This is a genomic window from Granulicella rosea, from assembly GCF_900188085.1.
GTDB lineage: Bacteria > Acidobacteriota > Terriglobia > Terriglobales > Acidobacteriaceae > Edaphobacter > Edaphobacter rosea.
The window spans coordinates 431,023-457,748 of sequence record NZ_FZOU01000002.1; the positions used below are offsets into that span (position 1 = coordinate 431,023).

22 protein-coding genes and 1 tRNA gene are annotated in these 26,726 nt (G+C 57.1%); 9 read left to right on the top strand and 14 right to left on the bottom strand.

Annotation, left to right across the window (positions count from 1 at the left end; all coding sequences use genetic code 11):
* The first annotated feature begins 81 nt into the window (after nt 1–81).
* The 3 genes from CHB87_RS07875 (at nt 82) to CHB87_RS07885 (ending at nt 3,277) form a co-directional block, all read left to right on the top strand.
* Nucleotides 82–1,470, top strand: coding sequence for an alpha-amylase domain-containing protein (locus CHB87_RS07875; protein WP_089408128.1), 1,389 nt, complete (start codon nt 82–84; stop codon nt 1,468–1,470).
* An 89-nt stretch (nt 1,471–1,559) separates the two neighbouring features.
* Nucleotides 1,560–1,763, top strand: coding sequence for a hypothetical protein (locus tag CHB87_RS07880; protein ID WP_089407858.1), 204 nt, complete (start codon nt 1,560–1,562; stop codon nt 1,761–1,763).
* 116 nt (nt 1,764–1,879) lie between these two features.
* Nucleotides 1,880–3,277, top strand: coding sequence for an arylsulfatase (locus tag CHB87_RS07885; protein ID WP_089407859.1), 1,398 nt, complete (start codon nt 1,880–1,882; stop codon nt 3,275–3,277).
* A gap of 5 nt (nt 3,278–3,282) precedes the next feature.
* Here CHB87_RS07885 and CHB87_RS07890 read toward each other — a convergent pair whose 3' ends face one another.
* From CHB87_RS07890 to CHB87_RS07925, 8 genes are all read right to left on the bottom strand, one after another.
* On the bottom strand, nt 3,283–3,948 hold the full coding sequence (locus tag CHB87_RS07890; RefSeq protein WP_089408129.1) for a UPF0149 family protein: 666 nt from the start codon (nt 3,946–3,948) through the stop codon (nt 3,283–3,285).
* Nucleotides 3,949–3,985: 37 nt separating this feature from the next.
* A complete protein-coding gene (gene queF, locus CHB87_RS07895; RefSeq protein WP_089407860.1) occupies nt 3,986–4,405 on the bottom strand; it encodes a preQ(1) synthase in 420 nt (139 codons plus the stop codon).
* A gap of 17 nt (nt 4,406–4,422) precedes the next feature.
* Nucleotides 4,423–5,028 (bottom strand): outer membrane beta-barrel protein, encoded by a 606-nt coding sequence (locus CHB87_RS07900; protein WP_089407861.1) that lies wholly within the window; start codon nt 5,026–5,028, stop codon nt 4,423–4,425.
* Nucleotides 5,029–5,118: 90 nt separating this feature from the next.
* Nucleotides 5,119–5,691 carry a 3-hydroxyacyl-CoA dehydrogenase NAD-binding domain-containing protein gene (locus CHB87_RS07905; protein WP_089407862.1) on the bottom strand — a complete coding sequence of 191 codons (573 nt, stop codon included), beginning with the start codon at nt 5,689–5,691 and terminating at the stop codon, nt 5,119–5,121.
* A gap of 2 nt (nt 5,692–5,693) precedes the next feature.
* Nucleotides 5,694–5,876, bottom strand: a complete 183-nt coding sequence (locus CHB87_RS07910; protein WP_089407863.1) for a hypothetical protein — start codon at nt 5,874–5,876, stop codon at nt 5,694–5,696.
* Nucleotides 5,877–5,950: 74 nt separating this feature from the next.
* The gene (gene malQ / locus CHB87_RS07915) at nt 5,951–7,534 is read right to left on the bottom strand and encodes a 4-alpha-glucanotransferase (RefSeq protein WP_089407864.1); all 1,584 of its coding nucleotides are present in this window, start codon (nt 7,532–7,534) and stop codon (nt 5,951–5,953) included.
* 134 nt (nt 7,535–7,668) lie between these two features.
* Nucleotides 7,669–9,648, bottom strand: a complete 1,980-nt coding sequence (locus tag CHB87_RS07920; protein ID WP_089407865.1) for a peptidylprolyl isomerase — start codon at nt 9,646–9,648, stop codon at nt 7,669–7,671.
* Between the two features lie 250 nt (nt 9,649–9,898).
* Complete coding sequence (locus CHB87_RS07925) at nt 9,899–11,191, bottom strand: BON domain-containing protein (RefSeq protein ID WP_176441651.1); 1,293 nt, start codon at nt 11,189–11,191, stop codon at nt 9,899–9,901.
* Between the two features lie 222 nt (nt 11,192–11,413).
* Here CHB87_RS07925 and CHB87_RS07930 point away from each other — a divergent pair.
* Nucleotides 11,414–11,490 (top strand) — tRNA-Met (locus tag CHB87_RS07930).
* Nucleotides 11,491–11,564: 74 nt separating this feature from the next.
* Here the strand turns inward: CHB87_RS07930 and CHB87_RS07935 are convergent.
* On the bottom strand, nt 11,565–12,710 hold the full coding sequence (locus CHB87_RS07935; RefSeq protein ID WP_089407867.1) for a tyrosine-type recombinase/integrase: 1,146 nt from the start codon (nt 12,708–12,710) through the stop codon (nt 11,565–11,567).
* Nucleotides 12,711–12,814: 104 nt separating this feature from the next.
* A complete protein-coding gene (locus tag CHB87_RS07940) occupies nt 12,815–13,057 on the bottom strand; it encodes a helix-turn-helix domain-containing protein (RefSeq protein WP_176441652.1) in 243 nt (80 codons plus the stop codon).
* A gap of 228 nt (nt 13,058–13,285) precedes the next feature.
* Here CHB87_RS07940 and CHB87_RS07945 point away from each other — a divergent pair, with 228 nt between their 5' ends.
* Nucleotides 13,286–14,248, top strand: a complete 963-nt coding sequence (locus CHB87_RS07945) for a LysR family transcriptional regulator (protein WP_176441653.1) — start codon at nt 13,286–13,288, stop codon at nt 14,246–14,248.
* 31 nt (nt 14,249–14,279) lie between these two features.
* On the opposite strand, the gene CHB87_RS22865 is transcribed toward CHB87_RS07945, so the two are convergent.
* On the bottom strand, nt 14,280–14,600 hold the full coding sequence (locus CHB87_RS22865; protein WP_425432472.1) for a helix-turn-helix domain-containing protein: 321 nt from the start codon (nt 14,598–14,600) through the stop codon (nt 14,280–14,282).
* A 35-nt stretch (nt 14,601–14,635) separates the two neighbouring features.
* On the opposite strand from CHB87_RS22865, the gene CHB87_RS07955 reads away from it, so the two are divergent.
* The 4 genes from CHB87_RS07955 to CHB87_RS07970 all read left to right on the top strand — a co-directional run bounded on the left by CHB87_RS07955 (nt 14,636) and on the right by CHB87_RS07970 (nt 21,931).
* Nucleotides 14,636–14,848, top strand: coding sequence for a hypothetical protein (locus CHB87_RS07955; protein WP_142988270.1), 213 nt, complete (start codon nt 14,636–14,638; stop codon nt 14,846–14,848).
* 377 nt (nt 14,849–15,225) lie between these two features.
* The gene (locus CHB87_RS07960) at nt 15,226–16,356 is read left to right on the top strand and encodes a helix-turn-helix domain-containing protein (protein WP_176441655.1); all 1,131 of its coding nucleotides are present in this window, start codon (nt 15,226–15,228) and stop codon (nt 16,354–16,356) included.
* A complete protein-coding gene (locus CHB87_RS07965) occupies nt 16,353–16,898 on the top strand; it encodes a hypothetical protein (protein ID WP_142988271.1) in 546 nt (181 codons plus the stop codon). The genes CHB87_RS07960 and CHB87_RS07965 overlap by 4 nt, the downstream gene beginning before the upstream one ends.
* A 143-nt stretch (nt 16,899–17,041) precedes the next feature.
* Nucleotides 17,042–21,931: a DEAD/DEAH box helicase gene (locus tag CHB87_RS07970; RefSeq protein WP_089407874.1), complete on the top strand. Its 4,890-nt coding sequence runs from the start codon at nt 17,042–17,044 to the stop codon at nt 21,929–21,931.
* 13 nt (nt 21,932–21,944) lie between these two features.
* Here the strand turns inward: CHB87_RS07970 and CHB87_RS07975 are convergent, their stop codons facing one another.
* From CHB87_RS07975 to CHB87_RS07985, 3 genes are all read right to left on the bottom strand, one after another.
* Nucleotides 21,945–23,534 (bottom strand): ATP-binding protein, encoded by a 1,590-nt coding sequence (locus tag CHB87_RS07975; RefSeq protein ID WP_176441656.1) that lies wholly within the window; start codon nt 23,532–23,534, stop codon nt 21,945–21,947.
* Nucleotides 23,535–23,644: 110 nt separating this feature from the next.
* A complete protein-coding gene (locus CHB87_RS07980) occupies nt 23,645–24,814 on the bottom strand; it encodes an SIR2 family protein (protein ID WP_089407876.1) in 1,170 nt (389 codons plus the stop codon).
* A gap of 261 nt (nt 24,815–25,075) precedes the next feature.
* Nucleotides 25,076–26,692: a ParB/RepB/Spo0J family partition protein gene (locus CHB87_RS07985; RefSeq protein WP_089407877.1), complete on the bottom strand. Its 1,617-nt coding sequence runs from the start codon at nt 26,690–26,692 to the stop codon at nt 25,076–25,078.
* Nucleotides 26,693–26,726 lie beyond the last annotated feature (34 nt).

The following is a 26,726-nucleotide window of genomic DNA, read 5'->3' on the forward strand; positions in this document are numbered from 1 at the left end:
CCGAGCAAACTCCAACTTCGCTCTGAAGTCCGATCTCTCTCGATGTCCATGCACGGCCCGGCAAACAAGGAGATCGAACCCATGGCAGTGATGATGCAGGCGTTTTACTGGGATGCCCCCAAGAACGATAACAAGGAACATGAGTGGTGGAACTTCGTCTCTGAAAAGGTCGAGGCGCTGGGCAAGGCCGGCATCAACGCTCTGTGGCTGCCACCCGTCAGCAAGGCATCGAGCGACACCTCCATGGGCTACGATCCGTACGACTACTTCGACCTCGGCGACTTCGACCAGAAGGGCGGGACGAAGACCTTCTTCGGCAATCGCGCTGAGCTTGAAGCGCTGATCAAGAAGGCGCATGAGCATGGCGTTGGCCTCTACGCCGACATGGTTATCAACCATAACTCCGGCGCGGATGAGGAAGAGGTCAACCCGCTCGACGGTCAGAAGCGATGGACGAAGTTCAACCCCAAAAGCGGCAAGTTCCCGCGCGACTGGAACTGCTTCCATCCCAGCCGCTACGAGCACGTGATGATGGAGGGCGAAAACTTCGCCGGCTTCCCTCACCTGTGTCATCGCAACCCCGCCGTCTATACCGCGATGTTCGAGTACGCACGTTTCTTGATCGAAGAACTCGGCTTCGACGGCTTCCGCTTCGACTTCGTCAAGGGATTCGGCGCGTGGATGATCGGCCTGCTTTCGAAGTATCGCTATGTGAAGGACGGCAATGAGTTCACACCCTACGTCGTGGGCGAGTACTGGTCCGGCGAGCAGGACATCAATGCCTGGATCGACAAGGTGAACAGCTATACCGACAACCAGATCGCAGCCTTCGACTTCCCGCTGCGCTACCAGTTGAAGAAGGTCTGCGACGAGCCGAACTACGACCTGCGCAACCTGACCTACGGCGGCAACGTCGTGATGAACCGGCCTGCGCACGCGGCCACCTTCGTCGACAACCACGACATGGGCGCGGACACGATCGTCAACGACAAGCTGATGGCCTACTCGTTCATCCTGGTTCACGAGGGCTACCCCAGCATCTTCTGGTATGACTACTACAACAACGGCCTTGCCCGGCCCGGCACACCCAACGGTATCGACGCGCTGATCGAGGCTCACCACAAGTACGCCGGCGGAGACTCGCAGATCCTGCACGCCGACCCGGACCTCTACGTGATGCAGCGCGTGGGCTGGAAGGACGACTCGACCGATCAGCGCGGACTGGTCTACGTGCTGAACAATCTGGGCGACAAGTGGTCCGGCACGTCGGTAAAGACGAAGTGGCCGAACACCCGCTTCGTTCCCGTTGCGTGGGACGGTCACGACGCAGCCCATCCGGACGAACGCACGACCGACGGCGAGGGCAACGCCGAGTTCCCCGCTCCGCCGCGCGGTTACGCCATCTACGTGCCCGTGGCGCAGGATACCAACAAGGACGAGCTAATCGCCGGACTCCAGACCGGCGAATAAGAGGTCGCCCGCGCCGCAGTCTGACGAAGACGGCGGCGCGGGCAGCGGAAAGGCTTCGGCAAACACCCGGAGCATGAGAAGATTTAAGAATGAGCGACGAATTCATCCCGAAACCAGGCACGATCAAGATAGGCGGGCAGAGCCGTCAGGCCCAGAAGCTGCAGGCCCTGCGCGAAAAAGCTGCCCACGTGAAGAGCGGCGCGAAGCCGGCCCCAGGCGCCTCCGCCTCGTCCTTCAAGGCAAAGGAACTTGCTGGAACGAAGAAGACCAGCTTCCAGCGGAAGGCCGTTTAGGTCCAACGCAACTTTGTATCGGTCGGAACGGGCGCCTCTCACGGGGCGCCCGAATCTATCTTGCAAAGTAGATCGTAGAGATACACGCCTTCCATACAGGCAAACCGGAGTAATCAGTGCAGGATCTTACCCGCAGAAGCTTCCTTTGGACCTCGCTTGCCGCGACCTCGACGCTGGCGTTTGGCGCCAGTAAGCCGGCCAACGCAGGCCGCCGCCCGAACATCATCTTCATCCTGGCCGACGATATGGGCTATGGCGATCCGAGCGTCTACGGGCAGAAGAAGTTCCGGACGCCGAACATCGACCGGCTTGCAGCCGAAGGGCTTCGCTTCACGCAGGCATATGCCGGAGCGCCTGTCTGCGCGCCATCGCGTAGCGCTCTGATGACGGGCTTGAACGGTGGACATACGCGCGTGCGGGACAACTTCGCGCTCGCCGGCGGCCATGTCGGATACAAGGGCAAGGAAGAGATTCGCCGCGCCAGCCTGACGCCCGAGGATCGCACCATTGCCGATTACCTGTCCAAGAGCGGCTATGCGACCGGTCTGATGGGCAAATGGCACCTCGACGGTTACGACCCCGATGCGACTCCGAATCGTCATGGCTTCGGAACCTTCAAAGGCTGGCTGACCCAGACCGGGAGCACCCAGGGATACTTCCCCGAGCAGCGATACGACAACGAGCGGCTAATCGACATCCCCGCGAACGCGAACGGCAAGCAGGGGCGTTATGCCACCGACATGGTGACCGACGACTCCGTTGCCTTCATCCAGCAGCATGCCGGCCAACCGTTCTTTCTCTACGCCGCCTATGACGCGCCGCACAGCCCCTACATCGCGCCGGATTTCGGATCCTACGCGAACGAGCCCTGGGACGACGACGAGAAGACCTACGCGGCGATGATCGAGCGCCTGGACCGGGGCATCGGCCACATTCTCGACGCGGTAAAGGCCGCGGGCATCGATCGGGAGACGATCGTCTTCTTCGCCTCCGACAACGGCCCGCGCTCCGAGCCGACGCCGCAGCAGACAAAGGTCATCAACTTCTTCGATTCGAACGGCGCGCTTCACGGCTACAAGCGCGACATGTACGAGGGCGGCATCCGCGACCCGCTGATCGCGCGCTGGCCCGGACATATCCCTGCCGGACGCACCTCGGATCTGCCGACTTTCTTCCCCGACTTTGTGCCGACGGCTCTCGACCTTGCGGGCGCGCCCGCGGAGCATACGGACGGCATGAGCATTCGTCCCTGGCTGCTGCACCCGGAGCTGAAGTTTGCCGACCGCTTTCTGTACTGGGAGTTCTACGAGCCGAGCTTCGAGCAGGCCGTTCGCTGGGGCAAGTGGAAGGCGGTTCGTCATGGGCGGAAGGGCAAGCTGGAGCTGTACGACCTCACCATCGATCCGGCTGAGAAGAACGACATCGCCGCGCTGCATCCCGAGATTGTCGCTCGCATGGAGCAGCATATCCGAGCCACGCATACGCCCTCGGCGGAGTATCCCGACCCGAAATAGCCGGCTCAGGCGCCGCAGCAGCGTTTGAACTTCTTGCCGGAGCCGCAGGGGCACGCCTCGTTGCGGCCCGGCGCCTCGGCCTTGCGAATGGGCTGCGGAATGAGCTTCTTCTCACGCCAGTAGTCGTAGATATCGCCGACGGCCTCGGGGATCAGTTGCGGAACCTTTTTGAGCAGCTCGTCCGACCTGACCTCTTCGTCAAGGAAAGGTTCGCCCTCATCGTCGTGGCAGAGGGCGAGGATCGGCAGGAGAATGTCGCTGTCCTCAGGATGAAGGAAGAGCGGCTCCCAGGCGTCGAAGCGCAGGCGGACGGCCACCATAAAGCCTTCGGCCCAGTCCTCGGCGATGACTTCATCGGTGTCCGTCTCCCAGAAGATCGGGGAGATGGTCCACTCGCCGCCGGCAAGCGTCTCCTGAATCTCCTTGAAGCGGCGCTGAATAGAGGCGCGAACCGTGGCGCCCTGCCCCTCGGTCGGGAATACGGGCTCTTCCCCATTCCAGACCTCGAGCATCCACTCTTCCTCTGGGACTACCTCTGGACCGACGGCGATGCCGGTGAGATATCCGTCAAGCTCGGACATCAACATGCAGCCCTGCGGCGCCTCTTCGGATTCAAGGAACTGCTCAAGCTCTACAAGGTAGCCGGATTCGGGTGTCTGAGTTGGTTCCATCGTGGTCTCATGGGTCTCGTCGGGTCGCGACGGCGGGCTAGCTGCGCGGAGGCTTCGAGTCTTCCGGGCGGGGGTAGGTTGCTGTGACGACGGTCGAGATGCCTCCGCGAGGACGGAAGTCGCCCTTGACGACGGCCCAGACTGGATCGGTCGCCTTCACGATGTCGTTCAGCACCTGATTGGCAATGTTTTCCTGAAAGATGCCGAGGTTGCGATAGTGGAACAGGTACTCCTTGAGCGACTTGAGCTCCAGGCACTGCTCGCGCGGCATGTAACGGATGGTGAGGACGCCGAAGTCGGGCAGGCCGGTCTTGGGGCAGATGCTGGTGAACTCCGGATCGTCGACGAGGATCTCGTAGGCTTGAAACTGGTTCTGCCAGGTGTCGATGGACGGAAAGACATGGTCGAGGCCGGAGGCCGCGTGGTCGTCGGTGTAACCGGTATTCTGGGTGCGCATGGTGTGCTCTCTTGTGGCTAGTTGCCGGATGGCAGGTGGAAGACGATGCCTGCGCTGACGGTCATGAGGGGGTAGTTATGGCCGTTGGTACCGAATGGGTCCAGGCCGCCGTAGGTCAGCTCCGGCAAACGGATATCCAGGATGGGCGCAATCTTGAGGTCGAGGCCTGCTGCGACCTGATACTGGAAGTTGCTCTTGATGTAGGGCTTACCACTACTGTCGATAAGGTGGCCGTAGTCAGTGCGCCCCAGGCCAGCCGAGGCCTGCACATAAGGCTTAAGCGCCTGATACCGGGTCTTGAAAGAGCCGCGCGCACCGAGAAGCGAAGAATAGACACGTCCGCCGGTGCCTTGTGCATAGCCCAGCGCACCCTGTTTGGTGCTGATGTCGGAGAAGCGGAGGTCCGCGCCGAGGCGCATGGGGCCCACATTGTGGAAGTCGTAGTAAACTCCGCCGCCGCCGCCGATGGGGGCAATGCTATTGACGAGGGGGTAACTCGGTTGCGAATCCTTTTGTATTCCGGAGAGCCGGCCGACAGTGACGTTGCCGTAAGCGGCGAGCTGGGCATGGGCGCAGTGAGCAAGGGCGAGAACGGAGAGCAGAAGAAGAGGCTTGCGAGTCATTGCTTCCAGTCTATCGCGTCTCTACGCCGTCAGCGCCGCCCGGGCAGCGGTTTATACGGCAGGCGCGCTCGCGGGAACAATAGCGCTTCGTCAGGAGACGGCATAGCCTTGATTCTTCATCAACATGGGCAGGTCGGGGTCGAACTCGGCCTCGACGGCATATCCCAGCGCAACCAGCAGGGCCGTGGCAAGGTCCATGGTAGGCGTTGCGATCTCGCGGGCGTAGAGGAGATTTACTCCCTGCCCTGGCGCTGCGTTCAGGACGCCGCGAATCATGACGCAGCGGTCCGGGCGGTACGTGCAGGAGGAGAGATCGGTGATGCTCAGCGTCTCGCTTGGCGTACACATGACGGTCTTCGGCGGGGCCATGCGGTCGACGAGGCTCAGAATTTCGAGCTTCGATTCCAGCTCATCCGGCACGAAGTCCACGACGATATCCGCCTCGCGCACTGCGGCTTCGACGGTCGACGCCAGCTCGACAGACTGACCGAGGCTGGCGAAATCCGACTCCGCGCGACGCAGCTTCGAGGGCATCACATCTTCGAGAATGACGCGAAAGCCAGCCGTGGCGCATGCGAGCGCAAAGCTGCGACCGAGAACGCCCGCGCCGATGACGGCAACGGTGATGCCGTGCGGCGCGGGCGTTCCGGATAGCTGCGTCATGGTTACTTGGCGGAGAGCGCGGTGATGACCGACTCATAGCTGGGATCGGCGGACTTGATGTGCTCGGCGACGCGCTGACGCTCCTCCTCAGACAGCGACGGCATCGTGGTAAGGATGCGGCGCAGGGTGACCGAGATATCGTCAACGTAGTTCATGGTGCGGATGGCTTCGCCGGAAAGAGGCATTCTTGCTCCTGATCTTTGTTCGGTCTGACTGCTGATTCGAGTTTAGTGCATTTGCCGCCGCGACGGGATGCCGCTTACTGCGCCGCGCCCAACTCCGCCCGTTTCGCGGCCTCGTCGGCCGGTTTGCCGGCTTCGGCGCCTTCGACCGGCGCCTCGTAGCCGTCGCGGTCGGTCATCTCCATCAGGGCGGAGAGCTTGATGGCAAAGTCCGGATGCAGGGCGTTGGGATGGTAGCGCCAGGTCCAGTTCCCCTGCGCCGCCGATGGCACGTTCATCCGCGCCTCGCTGCCGAGGTGCAGGATATCCTGCAGTGGCAGGATGCAGATGTTGGCGACCGAGCGTGCGGCAGCCTTGATCATCGCCCAGACGATCTCGCCGTCGTGATGAATCTCTTGCAGATAGGTCTGGACGTTCGCACGCTCCGTTGGCCCGCAGTCGTCACGCCACCAGCCCTGCGTGGTGTTGTTGTCGTGGGTGCCGGTGTAAACGACGGTATTCGGCACGAAGCGGTGCGGCAGATATAGGTGGCTGCCGCGATCCGAAAAGCCGAACTGCAGGATGCGCATGCCGGGCATCCCGAAGTGCTCGCGCAGCTCATCGACCTCGCGCGTGATGAGGCCGAGATCTTCGGCGACGAAGGGCAGCTCGCCGAAGACATCGCGCAGGCGCTGGAAGAGTTCGTGGCCGGGCGCCTTGACCCACTGGCCGTTCATGGCGGTGGGCTCCTCGGCGGCGATGGACCAGAAGGCCTCGAAGCCGCGGAAGTGGTCGAGGCGAATGCAGTCGTAGAGCGCAAGCGAACGGCGGATGCGCGCGACCCACCAGTCGAAGCCACGCTCCTTCAACGCGCTCCATTTATAAAGCGGGTTGCCCCAGCGCTGGCCGGTGGCGGAGAAGTAGTCGGGCGGCACGCCGGAGACACGGATGGGAGCGAGCTTGTCGTCCAGCTCGAAGATCTCCGGGTGTGTCCAGACGTCGGCGCTATCGTAGTTGACGAAGATGGCGACGTCGCCCATGATGGCGATCTTGCGGTCGGCGCAGTAGCAGCGAATGGCATTCCACTGTTCGGTGAAGAAGAACTGAATCGCCTGTTCGATGGCCAGCTCGCGTCCCTTTTCGGTCAGGATGGCGGTCATGGCGTCGCCGTTGCGGTGAGCATACTTCTCCTCCCACTCGTTCCAGCTCGCGTAGTTGTGCATGCGCCGGATGACGGTGTACATCGCGTAGTCGGGCAGCCAGGATACGTTATCGGTGCAGAACTGGTGGAACTTCGCGCGCAGCTCGTCGGGTGCGCGGTCGAGGAAGTTGGCCGCAGCCTCTTCGATCAGCGGCAGCTTCTGCACCGAAGCCAGCACGAAGTCCACCGGGCCTTCGTGGCCGGCGAGCCCCTGAATACGATCCCACGCGATCCAGCCCTGTTCGGCCAGTCGCTCAAGGCTGATCAGCAGCGGATTGCCAGCAAAGGCCGAGAGGGCCGAGTACGGCGAGCTGCCGTATCCTGTAGGGCTAAGTGGCAGCACCTGCCAGAGACGCTGCTTCGACGCAGCAAGGAAGTCGACGAATGCATAGGCCGCCGGGCCCAGATCGCCAACGCCGCCATACGACGGCAGAGAGGTTACATGCAGCAATACACCAGAGAGACGTTCCTTCATGTTCATCGGCTGTGGTTCCACCCTTTCGCTTCTGGTGTGATGCTCAAACTGTATATCGGCTTGCCCCGGAAAAGGAAAAAGGCCTGCGACCTTACCCTTGGCGGGCTTGAGTCACAGGCCTTACTTCCCTTTGCCCAGCGCTAGTTGCCGAAGGGCGATGCGCCCGGAGCGGGCTGCTTCTTGGTGTACTTCACTGCGTTTGCCTTCTCGTACTTGTCGGTGAGCGAGCCGACGAAGACCTTGAAGATCTCCTCGTGCTGCTCGTTCAGGAGCTGGTCCTTGGTCGCGTTGAAGTTCTTCGCAATCTCCTCAGCCGTCGGCTCCTGCTTGTCGGTGATGGTCAAAACCACACCCACGCGGCCGGCGTTGATCGGGCCCGAGATAGCGCCCTTGGCGAGCGAGAACGCCACCGAACCGGGGCCGGACATGGCGCCGAGATCGGGCACCTGACCATCCTTGCCAACGAGGTCGCTCGACTTGACCGGGATGTTCATCTCGGCCGCCGCCTTGCGCAGGTCGTTGTAGACCTTCGCGTTGGTGGCCAGCTTTTCGAGCTGCGAGTTCAGGAGCTGCGGCACCTTCTGCTCGCGGAAGTCGTCGGCGATGTGCTGCTTGTACTCGTCGAAGCTGGGTGCGTGCGCGGCTTTGATATCCACGACCTGGAAGATGGCAAAGCCGTCGCCGGTCGAAACCGAAGCCGGCGGCGCGCCTTTGGCGGTGGTGAAGGCCTGGGTGAGCAACTGCGCGCCATCGGCGACTCCGGCAACGACGCCATCCTTGGCGAGGTAGTCGGTCGTCTGGGCGTGCAGGTTGTGCGCAGCGGCGGTCTTGTCGATGCCGGTCTTGCTGGCTTCGGCGACGAGGTCGCTCGACAGCTTGGCCTCGGCCGCGCCGACCATCTGCTGCTCGAGCACCGGTACGATCTCCGGCTTGACCTCTTCGAGCGGCTTGGTGTGCGCGTCTTTCTTCTCCTCGACCTGCAGGAAGTGATAGCCGAACTGCGTCTTGAAGACGCCGGAGATCTCGCCAGGCTTCAGCGAGAAGGCGGTCTTATCGAACTCCGGAACGGTCTTGCCGCGGTCGAGCCAGCCCAACTCGCCGCCCTGGCCCTTGCTGCCGGGGTCGTCGGAGGTGGAGGCCGCAATCTTGGTCCAGTCGCCGCCGGCCTTGATCTGCTTCAGCGCGTCCTCCGCCTTGGCCTTGCCTGCGGCGTCGGTCTTCGCATCGGCCGAAGCCGGGACCGCAACGAGAATGTGGCGAACCTTCACCTGCTCCTTCACGTCGTAGTCGGCCTTGTGGTCGGCGTAGTACTTCTGAATATCGGCGTCGGTGACCTTCGGCTTGCCGCCGGGCAGCGCGTTCGCGTCGAAGGCGAAGTAGGTGAGCTTGCGCGTCTCTGGAATGGCAGTCGCGTAGCGGGTCTTGTTGTCCTTGAAGAAGGTCTGCAGCTCGGCGTCGGTCGGGTTGATCGTCTTGCGCAGATCCTCAGCCGAGATCGCTGCGTAGTCGAACTTCACCTTGGTGCCCGAGATGCGGTAGGAGTCGCGCACCGCGTTGTCCGAGACGTTGACGCCGCCGGTGACCAGCGCCTGCAGGCGATTCATCTCCATATCCTGCTTCACCTGGTACTCGAAGTCCGAGCGGGTGAGGTTGAAGGCGCTCTGGACGAAGTCCATGTACTTGTCGTCGCCGATGTACTCGCCGTTCGGGAAGAGATACTGGGCGAAGGGTCCGATCTGCAGCTCGCGGCGCAGATCGGCGTCCGAGACCTGAAGGCCAAGGCGGTCCGCTTCCTGCTTCAGCATCGCGCGCTGGACCAGCATGTGCCCGGCCTGCGTCTCCACATAGGGCAGCAGGAACGGCGGCAGCTTCTGCTGCTGCAACTGCTGCTGCGCCAGACGGGTGACGTCGGCCTGCTTCACGGTCTGCGTATCGCCCATGAAGCGTCCGAAGGCGCCCGGCTCATGCACCGTGGCAAAGACCGTGCCGTCGGCGCCCCCACCCATGCCGTCGTTGATACCCGGAATCAGGTAAGCCACCATGGAGACCACCGCGACTCCGATGATGCCCGCAAAGATAATCTTGGTTACGCGATTTTCCTTCTGCAAAATACGAATCATGCTTGGCTGACGACCTTCACTTCGCGCGGAGCTTCCTCCGCGTGCCCGGGGTTTTGCGTGACCGGCGACACCCTTTCAGGATGCACAGCCTGGTCCGTTGCAGGGCAAGCGTCGATTATAAATCAGCGCCGGGGTTGACGTGAGCGGAAGCCGCAGGATTCTCACAGAGGCTCGCAACCCATTGAAAATAAAACGAGCCCGGATGAACCCGGACTCGTCTTCCGTGCCTGAATCGTGGCTTCCGCCGCAATCAGCGAGGCGGATAGTAGTAGCCCGGCCCATAGTAGTAGCCCGGAGGATATGGACCCGGCGCGTAATAGACCCGGCGCCGCATCGGATAGCCCGGCTGAGCGCCAGCCGGAACTCCATACGCGAGCCGCTGCATCTCCTGCTCCGAGACGGTCGTGACCGCAACCTCCTGCGCCAGGTTGAAGGTGATGATTCCTTCCGACGGAACGAAGACCTGTCCACCGCCCGAGGTAGCCGAAGAACCCAGCCCCGCCGCGGCGCCGATGCCGCCGCCAACCGCCGCGCCCACTCCACCGCCCGCGGCCGCGCCCAGCAGAGCGCCGATCGCGCCGAATCCGGCCGTCTTATTCACCGTCTCGATCGTCTTATCGCTGCCGTTATGCGCCCAGAGGGTTGAGTTGATCGGATAAACTTTGCCGCCCATCATGACCTGCGTGATCTGCAACGAGAGTTCGCCGCGTCCTTTGAGCGCGCCGGATGCCTTCGCATCGACCACCTTGCCCTGAACCGTGGCTCCGCGCGGAATCGCAACTGCGCCGCCCGCGATCACGTCGTTCGCCACGACGCCGTCGAAGACCATGCCAGGCTTGGAGTGGTTGCTGGACAATGGCTGATTGACGCGTATGCGGATCATCGTTCCCGTCGGCACCGTAACCAGCGCGCCGCCCGGCTGCCCGCCATAGGGCGCCTGCGCATACTGCTGGGGATAGCGCTGCGGATACTGCGGAGGCGCGCCATAGGGATTCTGCGACGGCTGTTGCTGCTGCGCGTTTGGATCGCCGCCAGGATTGATCGGATGTCCGTTGGGATAGGTCGTCGGCATCGGCGGCTGATCCTGCTGCTGCGCCATCTGCGGCTGGTCCGGAGCCTGCGGCTGACCCGGCGCGGGCGCGATCGTTCCGTCCGACTGCAGCAACGGGTTCGAGCCGCTCTGATCGTCCTGCGGCGGAGGCGGCGCCTGATCCTGCATGCCTGGAGCCCCGGCCTGGGGAAGATTCGCCTCGGCGGCCGGGGTTCCCACGCCAAGGGTCAGTTCGTCGACTACCTTTTTGACGCCATTCGCATTCGCGGCCAGATTTTCCGCGCGGGTGCGCAGAGACTCATCACGCACCGACCCGCTCAGCGTCACGGTTCCATAGACGGTCGTGGTGCGGATCGATTCATTTGCCAACTCCGGCGCTCCGGCGAGCGCCTTCAGGACGTTCGCCTCCACCTGCGCGTCGGGCACGCCGCTCTGCGCCATCGCGCCAGCGGAGATCGCGATCATTCCGGCAGTAAGGACGGCAACACGCATCGACCGGATAGCCCGGTCGGTTGAAGAAGCGAATCCGGCAACTCGGTGAAAACCTGCAAAAGACATGGTGCCCCTCCAAAATATCGCTGCGGACAAGCGTACAGCCGGCACGTCGCAGCCACATCTATGCAGACGCGGATTTCAAAAAAAAGTTACGGATCGCTCTTTCCCCGCCAAAACACCCCTAGTTGACGCAGCTCGCCATCAGAGCTATATTGGGAATGCGGGGTGGAGCAGCCCGGTAGCTCGTTGGGCTCATAACCCAAAGGTCGTAGGTTCAAATCCTACCCCCGCAACCAATCAAATCAATGGTTTAGAGAGAATCAGAAAATCAGATTCACTCCCGTTTACTCCCAATAAGAAAATGGTCGTTTTAGGCACTCGCCCGCAAGGGCTTGAGCACCATCGTGACGACTTTCCCATTGGCTTCTCTCTTCGACTCCGGCATCGCCTGTCCGTACACGTTCATCGTGGTCTGGATGGAGGCGTGGCGCATGAGTTCCTGTTGCACCTTCATCGGCGCACCGGTCTCGTCAAGCCATGACCGGTACGTGTGACGAAAGGTGTGCCAGCCGATCGGCCCCAATCCCAACTTGATGCCCGCAGGCTTGAGATACCGCTTTTGGATCTCAGTTGAGTAGTAGGGCTTGCTCGACAACGGATTCGGGAACATCCATCCCTCCTCCGTCTCTGGGCACTGCTCACTCCAGGCGAGCAGGACCTCCAGCAAGGACTCATGAATCGGCACATGATCGTGGGAATACTCGGTCTTCACGTCGTCCACTCTTCCGTTCACGATGCTTCGTTGAACGAGGAGCTGACGACGCTCAGTGTCGAGGTCGCCCCACTGCAAACCTGTAATCTCGCTTACGCGAAGTCCAAGGCATTGCGCCACCACGACCATCGTCCGAAACGGTTCTGGTAAGCCGGCCAGTACCGCATCGAAGGTGTCATTGGTGAGAATCATTGGCCGCTTGCGCCGCTTCGTCGAATCTTTGACACGCACCATCTCGATTGGGTTGCGACGTTCGGTGAACAGTTCCCAGCGGGCAGCGCACTCAAAGATGACGTGCATCACGCTTCGGATATGCGCCTTCGTCTTGGGAGACTTGTCCATCTCTTTGAACCAACCTTCGACTGCCATCGGCCTGATCGCCCCGATGAGGTATTCACCCCAACGCGGCTTGATGTGCAGATTGATGTTCGACAGATAGGACTTCCGAGTCGAATAGCGTTCGGGCAACTCTTCAGCGATATACCTGTCACAGAGACCGCCAAACGTCACGGTTCCTAGATGGTGCATGGGCTTTTCAGCGTTGAGTTTTAGGAGAATCGCTTCGACGGCTTTTCGGGCCAGAGCTTCGGTCTTGTACTTATCGGTGGTGCCGATGAAGAGAGCTTTACGTGCTCTCCCTCCCGTGGCCGCATCCTCGTAGTACCGAAACTCCCAGACGTCTGCACTCTTCGCCCGCTTCTTGAGCGTTAAACTTCCGAATTGGTAATATGCTCGTGATTTCAAGGTATTCCTCCCTGACTCACGGCACTAATGGCTACCTTAAGGGTAGTCGATTGTGTGCCGAATCGCCAGTAAAATCGGGCCTTTCAGAGCCTCTGGAAAACTGGTCAGCCAACCATTTTGTGTTCTTTACGCTCGATCCATTCGTCGATGGCTGAAGCCCTGAACCGCCAGAGTTTGCCTACTTGAACTCCAACAATCTGACCGCGCAAGACCATCCGTTGGAGCGTTCTGGGATGGACGCCGAGCATCGCAGCAGCCTTGTTGCTATCGAGCAGAGGCTCGATACCGGATCGCCCTGGAACCGGCAAACTACGTTCGGACGTTGGTGGCTTTTTCTGGTCATACATGGCTGACCTCCAGTTGTTGCTTTGAAGGTGCGGCTCATGCGTCCGGTCTGTCCAATGAGTCCCAAGAATCGCCTTATGCGTGGCGCGCATAAGGCCGATTTCGTGAGGAACTTAGATTGACATGGGGTTTGCCGCCTGTGGATAATTTGTTATCGGCGGAAGGGTTCGACTGCACGAGCCGCCGACGCTATACCCATGTTGTTCTTAGAGCTAATGGGAGGCCGGGCCATGCAGAAACCAACTTTGGAGCTTCGTCATTTCAACGCTATCGTCACGCTGGCGGAAGAGCTGAGTTACACCAAAGCGGCTAGAAGGCTGGGAATGAGTCAGTCTGGTCTGAGCCGGTCGATCCAAGACGCAGAGCGTCGCCTCAATCGCAAAATCTTTGATAGAAACCGCTCTCGGGTCGAGCTGACTGACGCTGGTCGTGCTTGTGTCGCAGAAGCACGTCTCACTATCGAGCATGAGGAGCGAGCCATTCAGTTCACAAAGGCTGTTGCTCATGGGGTGGATTCCACGTTGATCGTCGGACGCTCACAGTACACCGATCCAGTGCTAAACGAAGTCCTTCTATCTCTCCATCTGCCTCTGCATCCGAATCTCGATGTTCAGTTGCATAGCGAGTTCGCGCCCGAGCTGGAGCATGGCGTTCTACACTCGCGCCTCGATCTCGCGCTCATCACGCATCCCAGTGAAAACCCTCGCCTCTCAACGGTGAAACTGACAGAGACACCGCTACACATTGTCCTGTCTGAAGATCATCCTCTCGCCAGGAAACACTCCGTGAAAGTCAAAGACCTGGGTGGAAACCGCTGGACGGTCTTTGACCGCCGCATTCATCCGTGGCTGTATGACACTCTCATGGGTCTTGCGAGACTTGCGGGAGTGGAATTCAAATCCCTCAATCACGTAATGAGTGCCGATGAGGCAAGCCACTTGCTCCTGAAGAGCGGCGGCTTTGCCTTCCTTACGAGGGCTGGCGCACTTCGCATAGCGAGGCACGGCCTGGTCGCCAAGCCGCTTGACGAAGACGCTCTCAAATTGGACGTTCACCTGGTGGCGCGGGCCGACAACAACTCGAAGCTCGTCAGTGAATTTGTCCGAACCTTTGTGACGAAACTGAAAACGGTCCTGCTACCGCCCCAACTCACATTGCTCATAGAACCGGGACACGGTCATCTCGGACGCTAGCGGGCCTGAACACCTAGTGCGCGGGGTTTCGTCACAGTTTGTCGGGAGCAAAGTGACTAAGGGGCTTGCCGTAGATGTTCGATATGGCCCATAATTCCGCGATGTCGATTGCTCGCTCGCCGGATTCGCATTTGTTCATGAAGGAATGGGCCATACCGAGGCGTAGGGACACTTCGCGTTGAGTCAGACCACTCTCGATCCGCGCCGCAATCAGTTTGGATAGAACCCTTTCGTAATACTCACGCAGGTCTTTGTTGCGTCCCTTTCGGGACTTGCGAGCATCCGGTTTGGCTCTTGCTGCCACACCCTGAAGTGTGGGTAACAGTTGACGAAAACCCCTAATAAGGGACACGCTTAAGGCGTCAGATGACGAGGAGTTCGACAACAATGGAAAACCCAAGATTGGTGTTTCCCGAGGTGGTCGGCAAGTCCGTGGCAGAGCTGTCCGTCTACGACGACGCGACCTACGGACGTGAAGTGCTGGTGAGGTTCACTGACGGAACTCAACTCTCCGTCTGCGTGGGCGTCAAGCAGTCCATCGACGCGCGATATTGCCGCGAGGACACACCGGATCAACCTATCTTCACGCGTGAGGATTAAAGCCCTCTCTATGCGACCGGCTGAACCGGTCGCACAAAGGTTGCGGTGTATAGGGGGATGGTGGCGATGTTATCGGGCTGAGACTGCGCCTGAATGACGAGTAATCTCCGAACTTCTGGACGGGAAGAGCGTCTTCTAGCAGGAGACACCCTGACAGCTCTCTATGACTACAGCAAGTGGAAGCCGAGCTGCTTCGCCATGAAAACCATGGATGTAGATGCAACCGATCTTGGAACGGGCCATATGGGGGCATTCCCTTCCTATCTCATCGCCCTTGCTGAAGGGCCGATGCCTAATTGGTGCAAGTCAAAGGGAGCGGATAGCGCACTTTATTTGACATGGGAACAGGCTTGTGTAAAGGTATTACACATAGATACATGACCCATATAAAACATCCCGGCGCAATACTCAGAGAAAAGTTGGAAGCGCGCGGTTGGACGCAAGACGAGCTCGTTGCCATTACCGGCAAGAGCCGCGCGACCATCGCCAAAATCATTGCAGGAAACGTTGGAATCTCTCCCGAGATGGCCGCTGTATTGGCCGCAGCTTTTGGGGATGCTCCGGAGGACTGGCTCAAGTGGAGCGGGCAATATGAGCTCTCTCTTGTCGATGCTCCAGTGGACGCCATCGGCAAGCGAGCCAAGATTTACGCGGATCTTCCCATTCGAGACATGCAGAAGCGGGGCTGGATCACTTTAAGCGCTGATCCTGTTGTGCTTCAGGCGGAACTAGAGACTTTCGTGGGTTCCCAGTCTGCCGATTCTTTGGCGTTTCCTATCGCAGCTCGAAAGTCAGATCCATTAGCAGAACTCTCCCCCCGCGAGAAGGCGTGGGCGTTTAGAGCCCGGCAGCTTGCCGCAGCCTTACCGGTTGCCGAGTTCGATCCATCGGCTCTTCCCGGTTTAGTCAAAAAGTTACGCGTCCTTGCTGCATACCCTGAGGAAATCAAAAAGCTCGCACAAACGCTCGCCATCCATGGAATTAAGTTCGTGATCGTCGAGCCATTAGCCGGAGCTCGTCTTGATGGAGCCGCCTTTTGGATTGGCGAATCGCCGGTCATCGCTATGAGCGCGCGCTTTGATCGCAACGACAACTTTTGGTTCACCTTCTTCCATGAATTGGGGCATGTAATTGCCCGAGACGCGCTCTCTTTTGACAGCCACGGAACGACGGAAGAGGAGAGCTTCAGTATCGGAGACGCAAAAGCAGAGGCAAAGGCCAATCGTTTTGCGTCGGATACCTTGGTTCCGAACTCGGAGATGGAATCATTCATTCGACGAGTAGCTCCCCTCTATCAAGAATCGCGCATAGTCCAGTTTTCGAACCGAGTAAAGATGCATCCAGGGGTTGTTCTCGGGCAATTGCACAAGCGGGGCGAAGTATCGTTTGGAGCGCACCGTAAGCTCATCGTGAAAATAAGAGATCTAGTGATTAGGACCAGCCTCACTGACGGCTGGGGCAACAGCATTTCACCCAAATTGATAAATGGAAATGAGGCGAATCTGTGAGCAAAGTATTGCCGACCCCAAAAACAATGAAGAAAAAAGCGCAGATGGAATACGTGCTCAGTCAGTACCGTTTGGCACATCCAAACACCGACCCAGCTATCGAACCACATCTTGTCGCACCCTGGGCCATAAAGAAAGGCATCATCATCCCTCGCATTGTGACGCAGGAAGATGTGCTGCGCCGCGATTTGTCCACTCACTTGAAGAGTGAACACGTCACCGACCCTCAAGACCGCCGCGTTCGCAAAAACCACTCAATTCCTGTTGAGGTTCAGACGCAAGATGGAGTGAAAAGGCGATCTAAATGGTATTCCATTTTCGAGGCTCCGGCACCGCACATGCATTTGTCCCTCGCCCTGAGACGAAGCATGGCGCTTAGCGATTGTCAGCAGCTCGACCTTGATTTGCGGTCTTACAACGACAACAACATTCACAGCGCTGTCGTGCCGAAGTTGGACTACAACTTCAATCTGGATATCGAAGAGGCCAGCCTTCCAACAACGTATCCCGCTGCTCCCCCGGATGATGCGGATGAGAGCTAGACAGATGAATAGTTAACACCCTGTCTGTTTCTGAGTTTTTAACGCGCTTCAGTGTTTTGACACTCAGCGAATCTCGGCGGGAACACCAGCGCAACGGACTGGCTCCCCTTTTTCGCCCGCACACCCTATTCTGAAGATGACCCATGACGACACTTCAAGCAATCCTCGATGAATACAGAACCGCGGCGGCTTCCGAACGCGAAAAGGGAACATATTTTGAGGAGCTAATCCTCTGCTATCTGAAGAATGAGGCTACCTACAAGGATCTCTATAGCCAAGTATGGACGTACGCTGATTGGGCCAATGAAATGGGTCTCGATCGGAGGGACACCGGAATTGATCTTGTCGCCAAAACTCGCGGGACCGGCGAATTTCACGCCATCCAGTGCAAGCTTTATGCCGAAGACTATTGTCTAAACCGGTCCGATCTCGACAGCTTCTTCACCGCGTCCGGGAAGAAGACATTCAGCCACCGCTTGATCGTCAGTACGACGAATTTATGGACGGAACATGCAGAAGATGCCCTTAACAATCAGCATCCTGCTGTCAGCAAAATCGACTTGCACGACCTGGAAAACAGCCAGATCGACTGGTCGCGTTACAAGCCGCAAGCGGACGCACCCCTAAAGCCGAAGAAGGTTCTACGAGAGCATCAGGTACACGCGGTTACAAATACGCTTTTGGGACTTTCGAGCGCTGAACGCGGCAAACTAATCATGGCTTGCGGAACCGGAAAGACATTCACAAGCCTCAAAATCGCGGAAGCTAAAGCCGGAAAGGGCGGAAGAGTTCTCTTTTTGGTTCCAAGCCTTTCTTTGCTGTCGCAAACGCTCACCGAATGGACGCAGGAAAGCGAAATACCGCTTCATAGTTTCGCGGTCTGTTCCGACAGTGACGTTGGGAAGAAGCGCAAGAAGGATGACGATAGCGTTCAAACGTTCACGCACGAACTTCGCTATCCGGCAACGACAGACGCGTCCCGTCTTGCAACTGAAATGCTCAAACGCCACGACGACGAACATATGAGCGTCGTTTTCTCTACCTATCATTCGCTTGCCGTCGTCAGTGCCGCGCAACATCATCATGAACTTCCTCCATTTGATTTGGTCGTATGCGACGAAGCTCACCGCACTACGGGCGCGACTTTCGACAACGAAGACGAAAGCACATTCGTTCGCGTGCATGATAAAGACTTCCTTGCCGCTGATAAGCGTCTGTACATGACCGCAACACCTCGCATCTATGGTGACCTAGCAAAGGCCACGGCGGAACGTGACAGCATCGCCCTCTGCTCGATGGATGACGAATCCCTCTATGGCACCGAACTTCACGTCATTACCTTTAGCGAAGCAGTCAAACGAGGGTTACTCGTTGACTACAAAGTCATCGTTCTGTCGATCGAGGAATCTCACGTCAGCCGACGTCTACAGGGTCTACTCGCCGATGAACATAATCAGCTCAAGGTTGATGATGCTGCGAAAATCGTAGGTTGCTGGAAGGCTCTAAGCAAGCAAGGCCTTACGACCGACCTTGCCACTGATGATGTGGCGATGAAGCGAGCTGTGGCCTTCTGTCAAGTCATCGAGATTGCCAAAGGCTCCAAAATCCACAAAGTGAGCTCAAAAAATATTGCTTCCATGTTCCAGGAGGTAGTGGAGGCCTATCAGGACAGTGAAGGTCTAACTCCTGAGAAGCGTCTTGCATGTGAAGCCGCGCACGTTGACGGGAGCATGAACGCAAGCGAAAAGGAAGCTAAGTTGGATTGGCTGAAAGCCGATGCTCCTGGCAACACGTGTCGAGTCCTTAGCAATGTTCGGTGCCTCTCCGAAGGTGTGGATGTGCCGGCGCTGGATGCCGTACTTTTTCTCACTCCACGAAACTCGCAAGTAGATGTTGTGCAGTCAGTCGGACGTGTGATGAGAAACGCTCCTGGAAAGCAGCGCGGTTACGTAATTCTTCCGGTCGTCATTCCGGCTGGGGTCGAGCCTCATGATGCTCTTTCTGACAATAAGACCTACGCCGTCGTCTGGCAGGTTCTCCAAGCACTCCGGTCGCACGATGACCGATTCGATGCGATGGTCAATAAGCTCGACCTGATCGGCCAAGACACTAAAAAAATGGAAGTCATCGCGATTACCGACAAGATTGATCGGAAACCCGCTCAGACAGGAGACAAGTCGAAATCTGTTTCCTCCAAGAACTCGTTTGGTATTGGTATCGTCCCGGAACTGACGGACGGACCGAAACAGGAGCCCCTTCAGTTTGAGATCGGAGAGATTGAGCGCGCAATATACGCAAAGATCGTGCAGAAGTGCGGCAATCGTAATCATTGGGAAGACTGGGCTAATGACATCGCCAAGATCGCCCGGACCCACATCGGGCGAATCACGGACATCGTTCAGACGGAAGCTAACGAAGAGGAGCGCGCGGCGTTTGACGCCTTCGCGAAGGATCTCCGTGATGACCTCAACGACAGCATTACGGATGCAGAAATCATCGAGATGCTTGCCCAACATCTCATAAGCAAACCAGTCTTCGACGCCCTCTTTACAGATCACAGCTTTGCCGAACACAATCCGATGTCTCAAGCGATGCAGCACATACTCGACCTGCTGCAGAAGCATCGCCTTGATAAAGAAACGGACACGCTGCAAAAGTTCTACGACAGCGTTAGAGTTCGCGCTGAAGGTATCAGCAGCGCGGCTGGCCGACAAAAAATAGTGGTTGAGCTTTATGATCGCTTTTTCCGCAATGCCTTTCCAGAGATGGCAAAGCGTTTGGGCATCGTGTACACGCCGGTCGAAATCGTAGACTTCATCATTCACAGCGTCAATCGCGTTCTCCAGACAGAGTTCTCTCAGAACCTCGGCAGCGAAGGCGTCCACATCATTGATCCCTTCACGGGCACCGGAACCTTCATAACGCGGATGCTTCAAAGCGGTCTGATTGATCCAGAGCAGATGCAAAAGAAGTACCGACGCGAGATCCATGCGAACGAAATAGTATTGCTGGCTTATTACATCGCGGCGGTAAACATCGAAGGCGTTTATCACAGCCTCATGGGAGGCAAGTACGAGACATTCGAAGGCATCTGCTTGGCCGACACGTTCCAGCTCTACGAGAAGGAAGATCTCATAAGCCAGATGCTCGTTGACAATAGCGCGCGAAGGAAACGCCAGAAGAAGCTTGATATTCGCGTGATTGTAGGCAATCCACCATATTCCTCCGGAGACAAAGACGACGACAACAACAAGAGCGTAAATTATCCCTCTCTCGACGAACGCATCGCGGAAACCTACGTCGCGCGTTCATCGAAACGTGTAGGAAAGAGCAAGATGTATGACTCATATATCAGAGCCATCCGTTGGGCCTCCGATCGAGTAGGAAAGAGTGGTGTTATTGGTTACGTGACGAACGCTGGCTGGCTTGAAGCGAATACGACCGATGGTCTGCGTAAATCACTGGGAGACGAATTCAGCACGATCTACATCTTTCACTTAAGAGGCAACCAAAGAACGATAGGAGAAAAATCGCGACAGGAAGGGGGCAAGATCTTTGGCAGTGGCAGCCGTGCTCCAATCGCGATTTCGATCTTTGTAAAGAATCCAGCGTCAGCTCATCGCGGGCGCATTCTGTGGCACGATATTGGTGATTACCTCAACCGGGAGGAGAAACTGGCCAAGATTGCCGCATTCGGCGATATAGAAGGCATCGAGCTACAGAACGGATGGGTCAATGTCAACCCAAATGAGCATGGAGATTGGTTCTCGCAACGATCCGGCGACTTCTCTGAGTTTTTCCGACTAGGAGACAAGCAGAAGGACGAGGAACCGAATCTATTTTCCACCTATTCAATGGGCATCAAGACGAATCGCGACGACTGGGTGTACAGCTTTTCCAAAAAAACACTTGAGAAGCGAATTGTGGAAATGACGAATTTCTACAATAGCGAAGTGGCTCGATTCCAAGACTCCATGGCAGACGGTCAGGATTCAGATTTCGTCATCAATCGGGATAAGACCAAGATCAAGTGGACCTCAGATGTTATCGCAGACCTTGAACACGGCAGAACTCACGAGGTGCATGATACTGACTTTGTTCAAGCCCTTTATAGGCCTTTCACAAAGCAGTGGATCTACTCAAACAAGACTTGGAATTGGAGTAGACATCTGATGCCATCGTTCTTTCCGAATTCGGAAGCGAAGAATCGTGTCATTTCTTTAACCGGCTTAGGGTCAACCAAAGGATTCACCGCGCTGATGGTAGACACGTTGCCTGATCTCGAAGTGGTCTCGAAGGGACAGTGCTTTCCGCAATACGTTTACGAATCGCAGAGGACGACCGAAGAGCTCACTGATGCAGACCAAGATCGTCTGTTCGCACCCGTGAATGCTGGGCTGGCGGCTAAACGTCATGGCATTACGGACGAAGGCTTGCGCCACTTCCAGAGCGCATACCCATCCGAATCCATAAGTAAAGACGACCTTTTCTTCTATGTCTATGGGGTGTTGCATTCCGTTGACTACCGCGAGAAGTTTGCTGACAATCTCTCGAAGGAGATTCCCCGGATTCCGAGGGTGAAGTCCACAGAAGATTTCTGGAGATTCTGCAACGCTGGCCGAGAACTGGCTGATCTGCATTTGAATTATGACTCTGTCGCCATGTACCCGCTGGTGATTGAGAGCCATGGCCCAATCAAAGACTCTGATTTCGCGGTACAGAAAATGCGTGTCGGAAAAGTGGATGGTGAAAAGGATCTTTCCACTTTGCATTACAACGAACGGATCGTCCTGAAAGGGATACCAACCGGCGCGTACGGATATATTGTGAACGGAAAGTCAGCCCTGGAGTGGGTCATCGAACGGCAAGGAATCAGCCTTGATCCAATCACCGAAATTAGAAATGATGCTAATGCCTGGGCCAAAGAGACTGTCAAAAACCCGCGCTACCCGTTGGAGCTATTTCAACGTGTCATCACTGTGAGTCTCGAAACACAACGTATCGTAGCCGGTCTGCCTTCATTAGATCTCTGATGAAGGCCGCCTATTAAGTAATTGTGCTGCTCGCCGCCCAAAGCTTTTGATAGTTAGGGCCCCTCGAATCTGGCGGCGAAACGGGTGGAATGATCTTGACGGACACGGGAAAAGCAAAATCTGTGCCGACTAAGATTGCTTCACCTGGCGCGAGCGTAGGAAGGAAACCGGCCGCAGACCGGTCAATGTCACCCGATGCCTTCTCGACCAATTCCCGATCGTTATTGTTCGTTAGCCGGTGAACAATCATCGTTCCCATCTGAGATAGGACGGCCTCAGGTAGGTCACGAGGTCGCTGCGTGGCGAGACAGAGGTTCAGACAAAATTTTCTCCCCTCACGAGCAATCAATTCGTAAGAGTCCAAGTAGTGCCTAGAGAATTCATCACCGATCGATTTGTTTATAAAGTTGTGTGCCTCGTCAAGGATGACTACTACCGGCTTCGCTTGGAAGCAGCCAGTACGCGCAGCAGTTAACAGATGCTTCCCGATGGTGTTTGCTACGATCTCGCGAGCGTTCGAGGCAAATGCTACATCTCTAAGTGACACTCTCAACACACGATTGTCTTTGTCAGCGAAGAATTCGGCCATCGCAGCGAAGAGTGACTTCTTGGCTCCAGGCTTAAATATGCACGCAAATTCGGGCGCGCTGACCATCGAAGCAATTCTTGCGATGAGGCTGGAGCAATAGCTCTGTTCGTTCCCATTAACATTTCCCCAATTTCCAGAGTTATTTAGCGCGATGCATTCGTGCTCGATTTGCTGAGGGAGTTTGTTTATATCGAAATCGGCTTCGTCGGCATCAACTGCGACAATATGCTTCACATACGCCGCGTTGAACAAGCTCTTCGATTGGTTCGCCTTCACAAACAGACCATTCACCGCCAAAGAGTTTTCCAGCTTGAGCAGTTTAAGGGTTTTCATTGCCGCCCTCAATTTGGGAGCCTGAGATTGTCCAGATGGGCGAAACATCGCGAAGAGATCGTGAATCGACATCGCCTGATAAGGCAGAACGACCTCTTCGGAACTGAGGGGCGGCTGATCTGCTCCGAGGTGCAGATGTCGAACCCCATTTCTTGCCGTGTGATACTCGCCGGTCGCGTCAATCAGAATGACTTTGGCATTGCTCTTTGCCAAGGATTCGATGATTCGGGCGATTGTCCAACTCTTACCTCCGCCCGTTGCACCGAGGATTGCAGCATGACGACCGAAGAGCTTCTCGGGCGTTAGCTTCACGGGCGTCTTGTCGTCCCTCGCCAACGTAGCTATTGACAGGGCCAAGACATCCTCGTCGTCAGCCTTAGCGAACTCCGCAATCTTGCAAAGAAGGTCGGGATGAGCTGAAAACACGGAAGCACCAATTCTCGGAAAACTTGAAATTCCCGTTGACACCTCACCGCTTGAAAGAGACATGCTGCAGAGGAGCTGAACCAACCCTAAGGGATGAGACTGTGGAGGTTTTCCCATATGCGGTTCGACGCTCAGCCGTTCGCGATCTGGCAGCTTGATTTGATTGATTCTCCCCAAGATCGCGTGCTGTTGTGTCTCTATGCACACAAACTCTCCGACCTCACCGGCACCAATGCGTGCGCCATGCAGCGTCATTCCCTCGATCTTGCTAGCAAGCGGGAGGTTGATTCGGAGAGAAGTGGGACTGCACTCGACCACGGAGCCTATCAAGCGGTCTGCATCGAAGGGGGAGACTGGGAGTCCACTCATTTGTTGATGACCTGCCTAATTCTGGCCGTATGCAGTTCGTCCTCTGAGGGAGCCTTCAAGTCGGGTATCGCAGAAACTAGATCTTCGAAACCAGCCGCAACGATCGTCAGGCGCCTATCCCCCGCTTCGATCAGCTTCTCCAATGAAGTTACTAAGTCGGGCATTTTTGATTCGTAGCTTGGGCCCACCACGACCATCTTGAGACTGGAATTTGAACGCAATGAAGACTCTATGGGCCCGACCAAATGTGCATCGTTGAAACCAAATCCCACGACCAAAAGCCCGGCGTTGGGCATACGCAGGGCGGATTGAAATCGAGCCATCATCTCGAAATAGGGCTGACTAAAAGAGGACTCAAACTTTCCATTTTTCGGATAAATAATGACTGGCTTCGCAGGATGTGAGACCCGTCTCACCATCCCGGCGGAATCTCGCTCCCAGTCAACCGAACCGTGAAGCTTTAGCAATTGGAGTGTGTTGGGGATATAAGTTGGAGCATCGTTGTCCGAGTCCCGCCGAACTATGTCATAGCTGAAATGGACTCCATCAAAGACCTGAGGGCTAGCGTGCGAGAAGCCGTCAATCAGTACAAAGCCAGCGGAACCCGCCGCAGACTCAAAACAGAGATCGTAGTTTGTCGTGAACAGCTTCGCGCGCGGAAGACGTGTCGGACGTTGAGCCAACTTTCGGAGAAAGGCTTCATGTATGGGCAGACCGGTTCCTACAGGTAGAAATTTCAGAAACCCGCACTTGTCCGCAATGAGCGCCTCTGCCTTGTCGATAAACGCTTGCACGATTGCATCTGAATTCAATACGACTGCCATTTGGCACCGCGAAAGTAAAAGCTCAACATCCTCCTTCCATCCATGGGTATCCTTTGGCTGTTGAACTCTCGCAAGAAGAGTGTCGAAATCTGGCGTGGCTGCCTTTATCGCTTTCCAAAGATCCGGCATGGTTGGCGCGAGCGCGTTTCCGGCGGAGTCCTTAATACAGAGAGACGTTCCCAACCCCGTCAGGATGACCAAGTTCTCAGAAAGTAACGTGGAGGACAGTATTGACTCTAGTTGTTTTCCCGCCCGCTTAGCTGCCTCAACAGCGGCGTCATCGGAACTTGTCGATACCGTCTCGGTCCAATGCTTCGAATACTGATAGGTTTTGAACTTCATTGTGGGTGCTCACTTTTGCCAGCTAGCGTTCAAAAAACACAAACAGGGCCGTATTACAGGCTATCAGTACCTTCGACCGTAATGCCCAAGGGAAAGGTGCAGGAGGAGGAACTTGACTCCTGCCGCGCCGCCGGCGAGCGGAGGCTGGCAAGCGGGATGAGGGTGCAGGGAGAAACCAAAGCGGGTTCTCCCTGCCACTTTTTGGGGTACAACGAAAATGAGCCCCGGACGAATCCGGGGCTCTTCTATACAGACAGTTTTTTACGCGGCCTTTTTTGCTGTGCCGCTCTTTTTCGCGGTTTCGGCTTTGACAGGCGGCTTCTTTTCCGTCCTGGCCTTCTCCTTGGCCGCGAATTCCTGCTTGACCTTGGCAGTTATCGCCTCGGTGTCCACTTTGTAGACTGCTGCCGCTTCTTTCAGCAATATAGGCGCATTGCTCCGGGCTGCGGCGAGAACGATGGTCAGTTCCACCATGATGCGACCGAGAATGCTCTCCTCTGAGCGGCGAAGGAACGCACTAAACAGCTTGGCGATGGAGTCTTTGTCGTTCTGCTTCTTGATGCCGTGCTGCTTGGCAACGATAGACAGACGGCGTTCATCCAGCATCGCTGCCAACCGCTCGACAACAAACAGCAGGTCGCGTTTCAGCAAGCGCACTGGAACGGCTGAACCGATGGCCGCGAGAATACGGATGCCCGTTGTCTCCGAGACAGCTTGCTCCCTGCGCTGCTTCTCCTGCTCCGCTTTCCACTTCGCGTTGTCGGCCACGTTGCGCGGCTCCTGCTTGGCTTTGGGGTGATGCACCGGGCAGTCGGAATTGGTGCAAACCTTCTGCATGGTGCCTTGGCCTTCGCCTTCCGCAACGATGGCCTCAGCTGTGAATTTGCACGTCTTGAACTCAGGCCGTTTCGCCTGTTCCTTGTCTTTGGGCTGGTCTTCGCGGATAGCGACGTACTTGTTACGAGGAAGCACCGAACCGCCCTCCGCCGTTGCGCGGTAGGCTGTGCTGATTTGCACGAGCTTGGGCGAAGCGGCGACGGTGACAGCGATATGTGCCTCGACCTTGACCTGATAGCAGCGTGGGTCGGTGCAAGCGTCCTGCTTGCCAAGGTCAGCAAACAAGAGCTTGTTATGGCCTGTGCGCTTGGGACAATCGACACAACTTCCGGCAGCCGGAACAAGCTGCGCGTTCCGCTTGTCGAACGGCGCGTCCTTCAAGAGCAAAAGCACGTTCGTTTCAATCCAGAAGCGAAGATTACGCACGGGTAAGAGAATCCGCACGGGCTTATCGCTGTTCTGGTTGTAGACCTCTTTGAAGCAAGCCGTCAGCCCTTGAACCTGCAACTCCGCTGTGAGCTTCGCCAGCAGAATCGCGTGTCCCACGCCGATCTCGTTGCTGTAGAACACAGCGGCGACCTCATCGCACAACTCGGTCAGCTTCAACCGCGTAGCAATGTAGACGGGGGTTTTACCAACTTTCGCCGCGATCTGCTCGATGGTGTAGGTCGGCTCCGTCAGTGCGAGAAGCCGTTTGTACCCTTCGGCCTCTTCCATCGGATGAACGTCGCGACGCTGGAGGTTTTCGACCAACTGCGCCTCAAGAACCTCGGCGTCGGTCATCTCGCGGATGATGCCGGGAATGGTGTCTTTCCCGGCCAAGGCGGAGGCACGATACCGTCGCGCCCCGAAAACGATCTCCAGCTTTTCTGCCCTGGGACGAACAAGGATAGCCTGATACACGCCGACCTTGCGGATGGTTTCGGCCATCTCACTCAGACCCTTCTCATCGAAGTGCTGGCGGGGGTTGGTGGGCGACTCCACAAGCATTGCAAGCGGAATATCGTGTGAGGAATTGGCTTGGTTGATTGCGGTTTCCATAATCGTTTGCTCCTTTCGAGCGGTTGGGTATTGC

What these genes read in the sequence shown, in the direction of transcription:
- CHB87_RS07875 (WP_089408128.1), top strand. Translation starts at nt 82, where the DNA reads ATGGCAGTGATGATGCAGGCGTTTTACTGGGATGCCCCCAAGAACGAT.
- CHB87_RS07880 (WP_089407858.1), top strand. Translation starts at nt 1,560, where the DNA reads ATGAGCGACGAATTCATCCCGAAACCAGGCACGATCAAGATAGGCGGG.
- CHB87_RS07890 (WP_089408129.1), bottom strand. Translation starts at nt 3,948, where the DNA reads ATGGAACCAACTCAGACACCCGAATCCGGCTACCTTGTAGAGCTTGAG.
- queF (WP_089407860.1), bottom strand. Translation starts at nt 4,405, where the DNA reads ATGCGCACCCAGAATACCGGTTACACCGACGACCACGCGGCCTCCGGC.
- CHB87_RS07900 (WP_089407861.1), bottom strand. Translation starts at nt 5,028, where the DNA reads ATGACTCGCAAGCCTCTTCTTCTGCTCTCCGTTCTCGCCCTTGCTCAC.
- CHB87_RS07905 (WP_089407862.1), bottom strand. Translation starts at nt 5,691, where the DNA reads ATGACGCAGCTATCCGGAACGCCCGCGCCGCACGGCATCACCGTTGCC.
- CHB87_RS07910 (WP_089407863.1), bottom strand. Translation starts at nt 5,876, where the DNA reads ATGCCTCTTTCCGGCGAAGCCATCCGCACCATGAACTACGTTGACGAT.
- malQ (WP_089407864.1), bottom strand. Translation starts at nt 7,534, where the DNA reads ATGAACATGAAGGAACGTCTCTCTGGTGTATTGCTGCATGTAACCTCT.
- CHB87_RS07920 (WP_089407865.1), bottom strand. Translation starts at nt 9,648, where the DNA reads ATGATTCGTATTTTGCAGAAGGAAAATCGCGTAACCAAGATTATCTTT.
- CHB87_RS07925 (WP_176441651.1), bottom strand. Translation starts at nt 11,191, where the DNA reads ATGCGTGTTGCCGTCCTTACTGCCGGAATGATCGCGATCTCCGCTGGC.
- CHB87_RS07940 (WP_176441652.1), bottom strand. Translation starts at nt 13,057, where the DNA reads ATGTATGACCAGAAAAAGCCACCAACGTCCGAACGTAGTTTGCCGGTT.
- CHB87_RS07945 (WP_176441653.1), top strand. Translation starts at nt 13,286, where the DNA reads ATGCAGAAACCAACTTTGGAGCTTCGTCATTTCAACGCTATCGTCACG.
- CHB87_RS07955 (WP_142988270.1), top strand. Translation starts at nt 14,636, where the DNA reads ATGGAAAACCCAAGATTGGTGTTTCCCGAGGTGGTCGGCAAGTCCGTG.
- CHB87_RS07960 (WP_176441655.1), top strand. Translation starts at nt 15,226, where the DNA reads ATGACCCATATAAAACATCCCGGCGCAATACTCAGAGAAAAGTTGGAA.
- CHB87_RS07970 (WP_089407874.1), top strand. Translation starts at nt 17,042, where the DNA reads ATGACGACACTTCAAGCAATCCTCGATGAATACAGAACCGCGGCGGCT.
- CHB87_RS07975 (WP_176441656.1), bottom strand. Translation starts at nt 23,534, where the DNA reads ATGACGCTGCATGGCGCACGCATTGGTGCCGGTGAGGTCGGAGAGTTT.
- CHB87_RS07980 (WP_089407876.1), bottom strand. Translation starts at nt 24,814, where the DNA reads ATGAAGTTCAAAACCTATCAGTATTCGAAGCATTGGACCGAGACGGTA.
- CHB87_RS07985 (WP_089407877.1), bottom strand. Translation starts at nt 26,692, where the DNA reads ATGGAAACCGCAATCAACCAAGCCAATTCCTCACACGATATTCCGCTT.